Origin of the sequence: Sinomonas sp. (genome assembly GCF_051955515.1) — a bacterium.
In the GTDB taxonomy this organism is placed as follows: domain Bacteria; phylum Actinomycetota; class Actinomycetes; order Actinomycetales; family Micrococcaceae; genus Sinomonas.
Genome location: NZ_JBQCGQ010000210.1, coordinates 1 through 7423 on the forward strand (window position 1 = coordinate 1; position 7423 = coordinate 7423).

A 7423-nucleotide genomic window follows, 5' to 3' on the forward strand; every position below is an offset into this window, starting at 1 on the left:
GAGGTGTAGAACACGCACCGCTCAGGGGTCGTGGCCCGGAGGTGCTCCCCGATCAGCGCGAACGCCTCCCCCCAGGAGATCGGGGAATAGTGCGTCTCCCCCTCCCGGATCACCACCGGCTCGGTGATCCGGCCCCGGGAACCGAGCCAGAACTCGCTCCTGCCCTCCAGCTCGGCGATCGGGTGCGCCGCCCAGAACTCCGGGCCCACCGTGCGCAGCGTGGACTCCTCCGCGATCGCCTTCGCCCCGTTCTCGCAGAACTCCGCCGGCTTCCGCGCCCCCGTGATCGACTCCGGCCACGCGCACCCCGGGCAGTCGAACCCGCCCCGCTGGTTCACCCGCAGCATCGAGCGCACCGTCCGCGCCACCCCCGCCTGCGCGAACCCCCTCTCCAGCGCCACGGTCACCGCCTTCACCCCCGCCGCGGCAGTCTTCGGGACATGAACCTCAAGGGCATCCTCATCGATGTCCTCAACCTGCGGCTTCTGCGCAAACACAGGCGACTCCTTTCATAGAGCAGGGATAAGTTCAATCTAGGCGGCGAACAGGGCACCGCGCACGGCGACCTCGAAGCCTTCCACATGCTGGCGGGAGAGTTCGGCGGCGCGCTCCTCGTCGCCGTCGACCACTGCCTGCAGCAGTGCGATGTGTTCGTGGAGGTGACCGCCGAGTCCGGGCAGCCGGTCCATGACCAGGCACCAAATGCGGGTGGCGAGATTGTCGTACCGCACCAACGCGTCCTCGAGGTGGGGATTGCCGGCGGCGGCGTAGATGGCGCGGTGCATCTCCGCGTCGCAGGCGAGGGTCTCGCCGACGCTGGCTGAGCCGACGTCGAACGCCCTCACCTTCTCGATCAGGGACAGCAGACGACGGCGGGCGGCCGGCGAGGCGAGGCGAGCCGCCCTCGCCGCGGCGAGCGGCTCAAGCTGGCTCCTGATCTCTGAGATATAGGCGAGATCGGTTACCTCCACGGGCATCGCGAAGGTGCCGCGACGCGGATACGTGACCACCAGGCGGTCGAGTTCGAGCCGCTTGAGCGCCTCGCGGACCGGGGTGCGGCCGAAGCCGAGCTCCTTCGCGAGGGCGTCGTCGTTGATGGGGTCTCCGGGGCGGATCGCGAGGGTGAGCAGGCGATCGCGCACCACTCGGTACGCCACCTCCGCCAGAGAGGGACGCTCCTGGGGATCGAGGCCGACCGCTTGAGCCACGGCATGCTCCTTCGTTGTTGACCCGTTCGCGTTCAGCAGTATAACCTGAGTCACATCGCTAATATATCAGAGTTGTATCAGATGCATACGACTCTCCTACCAGGAGATCCGATGACCACTAGTGAGACCGCCACGCCGCTGGCTGAGCCCGCTGCCTCGTCGACCCTCCAAGGGAAGGGCCGGGGGGCAGGGCGCACGTCCGTGCTGACCCTCTCGTGCCCCGAACGGCCGGGCATCGTGCAGGCTGTCACGAGCTTCCTGTACCAGCACGGCTTCGACATCGTCGAGCACCAGCAGTTCGATGACCGCGAGCGCGGAACCCTCTTCCTCCGGACGGCCTTCTCGACCGAATCCCCCGTGGACGCCCAGGAGCTCACCGACGAGTTCCAAGCGACCGCGGACGAGTTCGGGATGAGCTTCTCGTTCCAGGACGACTCGAAGCTCCGGCTCCTCGTCATGGTCTCGAAGTTCGGGCACTGCCTCAACGATCTCATCTTCCGCTGGCGGGCGGGCACGCTCGGCGGCGAGATCGCGCTCGTCGTCTCGAACCACGAGGACCTCCGGCCCATGGCGGAGGCAGCAGGCCTTCCGTTCGTGCACATCCCGGTCACGGCCGGCACCAAGGAGGATGCCGAGGCCCGGCTGCTCGCGCTCGTCGACGAGCACGGCATCGACCTCGTCGTCCTGGCCCGCTACATGCAGATCCTCTCGGACGATCTGTGCCGGTCCCTCGAGGGTCGCGCGATCAACATCCACCACTCGTTCCTCCCGGGCTTCAAGGGCGCGAAGCCGTACCACCAGGCGTACGAGCGCGGCGTCAAGCTCGTCGGCGCAACGGCGCACTATGTCACGGCGGACCTCGACGAGGGACCGATCATCGAGCAGGAGGTCATCCGGGTGGACCACACGTACCACCCGAACGACCTGGCAACCGTGGGGCAGGACGCCGAATGCCTCGCCCTCTCCCGCGCGGTCCGCTGGCACTGCGAGCACCGCATCCTCCTCGACGGCGCGAGCACCGTCGTCTTCCGCTGACCCCTGACCCTCCACGAGCCAAGGAAGATCCATGACCACTCCCCCTCGCGTCGTCATCATCGGCGCCGGCATCGTTGGCACGAACCTCGCAGACGAGCTCGTCCAGCGCGGCTGGACGGATATCACCGTCCTCGACCAAGGCCCACTTGAGATGCCGGGCGGCTCCACGTCCCACGCCCCCGGCCTCGTATTCCAGACCAACGCCTCGAAGACCATGACGCTCTTCGCCAAGTACACGGTGGAGAAGCTCCTCTCGATCGACTGCTTCAACCAAGTCGGGGGCCTTGAGGTCGCCACGACGGAAGCCCGCTACGAGGACCTCAAGCGCAAGCTCGGCTACGCCCAGTCCTGGGGCGTCGACGCGCGGCTCGTGGATGCCGCGGAATGCAAGCGCATCTACCCGTTCCTGAACGAGGAGATCGTCCTCGGCGGCCTGCACATCCCGAGCGACGGCCTCGCGCTGGCCGCCAAATCCGTCCAGATCCTCATCGAGCGGACGCGGGAAGCCGGCGTGGTGTTCAAGGGCTCGACGCCGGTCACCGGCATCGCCGTCGACAACACTGGGCCCTCGGGAGGCCGGGTCAGCGGTGTCGAGACGCCCGACGGCGTGATCCCCGCCGACATCGTGGTCTCCTGCGCCGGCTTCTGGGGCGTCGAGGTGGGTGCGATGGTCGGCATGTCCGTCCCACTGCTCCCCCTCGCGCACCAGTACGTCAAGACCGGCCCCGTCCCGGCTCTCGCGGGGCGCAACGAGCAGCCCAACGGCGCCAGTCTGCCGATCCTCCGCCACCAGGATCGCGACCTCTACTACCGCGAGCATGGCGAGCGCTACGGCATCGGCTCCTACGCGCACCGGCCCATGCCCGTCGTCGCCGCCGATCTCGGCGTGACTCCGAAGCACGTCGACGAGCACAGCATGCCCTCGCGCCTCGAGTTCACCCCTGAGGACTTCGCCCCGTCCTGGGAGGACTCGAAGGAGATCCTGCCCGCCCTGCGGGACGCGGAGATCGAGGACGGCTTCAACGGCATCTTCTCGTTCACCCCGGATGGCGGCCCGATCGTGGGCCAGCACCGCGACCTCGAGGGCTTCTACGTGGCCGAGGCCGTCTGGGTGACCCACTCGGCGGGCGTCGCCCGCGCCGTCGCCCAGCTGCTCACCGAGGGAAGCTCCGAGATCGACCTCGGCGAATGCGACGTCGCCCGCTTCGAAGAAGTCCAGCTCTCCCCTTCCTACGTGAGCGAGACGTCCCAGCAGAACTTCGTGGAGATCTACGACGTGCTGCACCCGCTCCAGCCCAAGGAGTCACCGCGCAACCTGCGCGTGAGCCCGTTCAATGCCCGCCACCGCGAGCTCGGCGGGTACTTCCTCGAGGGGGGCGGCTGGGAGCGGCCGTACTGGTTCGAGGCGAACGCCCACCTGCTCGACGAGCTCCCGGCCGAGTGGCAGCCGCCGGCCCGCGATGACTGGTCCGCGCGCTTCAGCTCACCGATCGCCGCAGCCGAGGCATGGAAGACGCGCACCGCCGTCGCCATGTACGACATGACGCCGCTCAAGCGACTCGAGATCTCCGGCCCCGGCGCCGTCACGCTCCTCCAGCGCCTCACGACCGGCGACGTCGCCAAGAAGCCCGGCGCCGTGACCTACTGCCTGCTCCTCGACGAGCAGGGCGGCATCCGGAGCGACATCACGGTTGCGAGGCTCGACGACGAGACGTTCCAAGTCGGCGCGAACGGCAACATCGACCTTGCCTACTTCACCCGCGAGGCACGCCGCCAACGCTCCGAGGACCCGACGCAGTGGGCACAGGTTCGCGACATCACCGGCGGCACGTGCTGCATCGGCCTGTGGGGCCCGCTGGCCCGCGAGGTGGTCTCGGCCATCAGCAGCGACGACTTCAGCAACGACGGCCTCCGCTACTTCCGCGCGAAGCAGGCGACCATCGGCGGCGTCCCCGTCACGGTCATGCGGCTCTCCTACGTCGGCGAGCTCGGCTGGGAGATCTACACCAGTGCCGACAACGGCCAGCGCCTGTGGGACGTCCTCTGGGAGGCCGGGCAGCCGCACGGCATCATTGCGGCCGGCCGCGCCGCTTTCAGCGCGCTCCGCCTCGAGAAGGGCTACCGCTCGTGGGGCACCGACATGACCACCGAGCACAACCCGTTCGAGGCCGGGCTCGCCTTCTCCGTGAAACTCGCCAAGGAGAGCTTCGTGGGCAAGGCAGCTCTCGAGGGCCTCAGCGAGGACTCCTCGGCGCGCCGACTCCGCTGCCTGACCGTCGACGACGGGCGGTCCATCGTGCTGGGCAAGGAGCCGGTGTTCTACAAGGACGAGCCGGTGGGCTACGTCACGAGCGCGGCGTACGGCTACACGATCGGCAAGCCCATCGCCTACGCCTACCTCCCGGGCGACGTCGCGGAGGGCGACGCCGTCGAGATCGAGTACTTCGGCAACCGGATCAGGGCGACCGTCACACCCGAGCCGCTGTACGACCCGGAGATGAAGCGCCTGCGCGGCTGAGTGCCAGCCGTGACGAGATGGCCCGGTCCCTTTGGAGGGATCGGGCCATTACCCTTGTGGCGAACTGAGTGTGATCCTGCCCTCATTTACACCATCGCTCTGGCAGAATCACCACATGGGGAACACTTCTGTGTCCGAGGACCCGAACGAACCCGACGAGACGCGTTCCGGGAACGGCGTCCAGGCGGTCGAGCGCGTGGTGCGCGCCCTCGAAATCCTCGCCAAGGAGGGCAGCGCCGCGGTCGGCGACATGGCCGAATGGATGGGCGTCCACAAGTCGACGGCGTCACGCATCTTGGGTGCGCTCGAGACCCATGGCTTCGTCCAGCAGAGCAGCCGCCGTGGAAAGTACCAGCTCGGCGTCGGCCTCCTCCGCGTCGCGAGCTCCATCCCCCGCCGGCTCAGCCTCGTCCACACCGCCCGGCCAGTCCTTGAGGACCTCGCGCAGCAGTTCGGCGAGACCGTCAACCTCGCCGTCCGGCGGGACGTCTACGCCGTCAACGTGGACCAGGCGATGGGCTCCGCGAACCTCGCGACGTACGACTGGATCGGGAACCTCACGCCGCTGTACGCCACTTCGAGCGGCAAAGTCTTCCTCGCGTACCTGCATTCGTCGGACCGCGAGGAGCTGTTCCACCAGATCGAGCTCAAGTCCCTGACCCCGCACACGCACAGCAGGCAGCAGCTCGAGAAGGAGCTGCCCGACATCGTCCAGAAGGGCTTCGCCACCACGCACGGCGAACTCGAAGACGGGCTCAACGCGATCGCGGCCCCGGTCTTCGGGCACATGGGCGACGTGATCGGCGCGGTGAGCCTCTCGGGGCCCGCCTTCCGCTTCGAACCCCAGGACGACGTCGTCGTCAAGGCAGTCGTCTCGGCCGGCGAGGAGATCACCGAACGCATGGGCGGCCCGGCCTCCCACGATCGCTCATGAGGGGCCGGGCCGCCCAGGTTATTCGCTTGTCCGCCGCCTAGCCGCCGACGTCGGGGCGCCTGCCGCCGAAATCGGGTCGTGTGGCGCCCACGTCGGGCCGCCCGGCGCCGAAGTCGGGCCCTGTGGCGCCGAAGTCGGGTCCTTTGAAGCGCCATGGTCCGGGTCCCGCCTAATGCACGACGGCGGGGCCAGGGGTGAACAGCCCGACCTCGGCGGCACGGGCCCCGACCTCGGCGCTGGGGAGGCTCGCTGGCCTACCCTCCGAACCCGCCGCTCGGCGCGGGTGCGATGTTCTGCCAGATGGGCTTGGCCTCGCGGTATTCGTCGAGCCCCGCGTGCCCGAGCTCGCGCCCGATCCCGGACTTCCCGAATCCGCCCCACTCGGCCTGCGGGACGTACGGGTGGTAGTCGTTGATCCACACCGTCCCGGGCCGCAGCGCCCCGGCCACGCGGTGGGCCGTGGAGGCGGCCGAGGTCCACACCGCCCCGGCCTGGCCGTACTCGGTGTGGTTGGCGATCGCGATCGCCTCGGCCTCGTCCCGGAACGTCTCCACCGTCAGGACCGGGCCGAAGGACTCCTCCCGCACCACGCTCATCCCGGAGCGGCAGTTGGCCAGCACGGTGGGCGGGTAGAAGAACCCGTCCGCGAGCGGCCCGTCCTGGGGGATGTAGCCGCCGCACAGGAGCTCGGCGCCCTCGGCGATGCCGGCCTGCACGTACGCATGCACCTGGTCGCGGTGCTTGGCGGAGATGAGCGGCCCGGTTTCGGCCTCGGGATCGAACGGCCCGCCCATCCGGATCTTCCCGGCCCGTTCGACTACCTCGGCCACGAACCGCTCCGCGATCGACTCCTCGACCACGAGCCGCGCCCCGGCCGAGCACACTTGCCCCGAATGAAGGAACACCGCCGTCAACGCGTTGTCCACGGCCGCATCCCAGTCGGCGTCGGCGAAGACGACGTTCGGGTTCTTCCCACCGAGCTCGAACGCCACGCGCTTGACGGTCTGGGCCGCGGCGGCCATGATCGTCTGCCCCGTGGAGAGGCCTCCCGTGAGCGAGACGAGGTCCACGCGCGGGTCCGCGCTCAACGGGCCCCCCACCTTCGAGCCCGTCCCGGTGACCAAATTCGCCACGCCGGCCGGGATCCCGGCTTCGGCGAGTGTCTCCATGAGCAGGATGGAGGTCGACGGCGTCAGCTCGCTGGGCTTGAGCACGAACGAGTTCCCCGCTACCAGGGCCGGCGCGACCTTCCACGCCGCCTGCAGGAGCGGGTAGTTCCACGGGGCGATGAGGGCGCAGACGCCGAGCGGCTCGTACACGACGCGGCTGATGGCGTTCGGCCGGCCGGTGTCGATCACCCGCCCGGCATCGAGGCCAGCGACCTTGCCGTAGTAGCGGAAGCAGGCGGCGATGTCGTCCATGTCATACTCGGCCTCGACGAGCCGCTTGCCCGTGTCGAGCGCCTCGGCCCGCGCGTACGCGGCCTTGTCGCGCTCGAGCAGCTCGGCGACGCGGAGCATGACAGCGCCCCGCTCGAGGTCTGTCATGCGCCGCCAGGGGCCGCCGTCGAACGCCGCACGCGCACTGGCGATCGCGCGCTCGGCGTCCTCCGCCGTCGAGGAGACGACGACGGCGACCTCCCGCCCATCCGCCGGGCAGCGCACCGTGGAGGTCCCGCCGTCGACCGCCCGCTCCCAAGAACCTCCGACATAGAGGCCCTTGATCGTC

5 protein-coding genes and 1 pseudogene are annotated in these 7423 nt (G+C 69.1%); 3 read left to right on the plus strand and 3 right to left on the minus strand.

Annotated features, from left to right (window positions below):
• Positions 1 to 497 (minus strand): annotated as a pseudogene (locus tag ACTHL9_RS12235) (hypothetical protein); the annotation flags it as partial.
• 36 nt (positions 498 to 533) lie between these two features.
• Positions 534 to 1208, minus strand: coding sequence for a GntR family transcriptional regulator (locus ACTHL9_RS12240; protein WP_440519428.1), 675 nt, complete (start codon positions 1206 to 1208; stop codon positions 534 to 536).
• Positions 1209 to 1319: 111 nt separating this feature from the next.
• Between ACTHL9_RS12240 and purU the strand changes: the two genes are divergently transcribed.
• From purU to ACTHL9_RS12255, 3 genes are all read left to right on the plus strand, one after another.
• Positions 1320 to 2243: a formyltetrahydrofolate deformylase gene (gene purU, locus ACTHL9_RS12245; protein WP_440519430.1), complete on the plus strand. Its 924-nt coding sequence runs from the start codon at positions 1320 to 1322 to the stop codon at positions 2241 to 2243.
• A 31-nt stretch (positions 2244 to 2274) separates the two neighbouring features.
• On the plus strand, positions 2275 to 4761 hold the full coding sequence (locus ACTHL9_RS12250) for a GcvT family protein (protein WP_440519431.1): 2487 nt from the start codon (positions 2275 to 2277) through the stop codon (positions 4759 to 4761).
• A 115-nt stretch (positions 4762 to 4876) separates the two neighbouring features.
• The gene (locus ACTHL9_RS12255) at positions 4877 to 5695 is read left to right on the plus strand and encodes an IclR family transcriptional regulator (RefSeq protein ID WP_440519433.1); all 819 of its coding nucleotides are present in this window, start codon (positions 4877 to 4879) and stop codon (positions 5693 to 5695) included.
• A 254-nt stretch (positions 5696 to 5949) separates the two neighbouring features.
• On the opposite strand, the gene ACTHL9_RS12260 is transcribed toward ACTHL9_RS12255, so the two are convergent.
• On the minus strand, positions 5950 to 7419 hold the full coding sequence (locus ACTHL9_RS12260) for an aldehyde dehydrogenase family protein (RefSeq protein ID WP_440519434.1): 1470 nt from the start codon (positions 7417 to 7419) through the stop codon (positions 5950 to 5952).
• Positions 7420 to 7423 lie beyond the last annotated feature (4 nt).

Excerpts from the sequence above, each read along its gene's own strand:
- ACTHL9_RS12250 (WP_440519431.1), top strand. The coding sequence starts at position 2,275 with ATGACCACTCCCCCTCGCGTCGTCATCATCGGCGCCGGCATCGTTGGC.
- purU (WP_440519430.1), top strand. The coding sequence starts at position 1,320 with ATGACCACTAGTGAGACCGCCACGCCGCTGGCTGAGCCCGCTGCCTCG.
- ACTHL9_RS12255 (WP_440519433.1), top strand. The coding sequence starts at position 4,877 with ATGGGGAACACTTCTGTGTCCGAGGACCCGAACGAACCCGACGAGACG.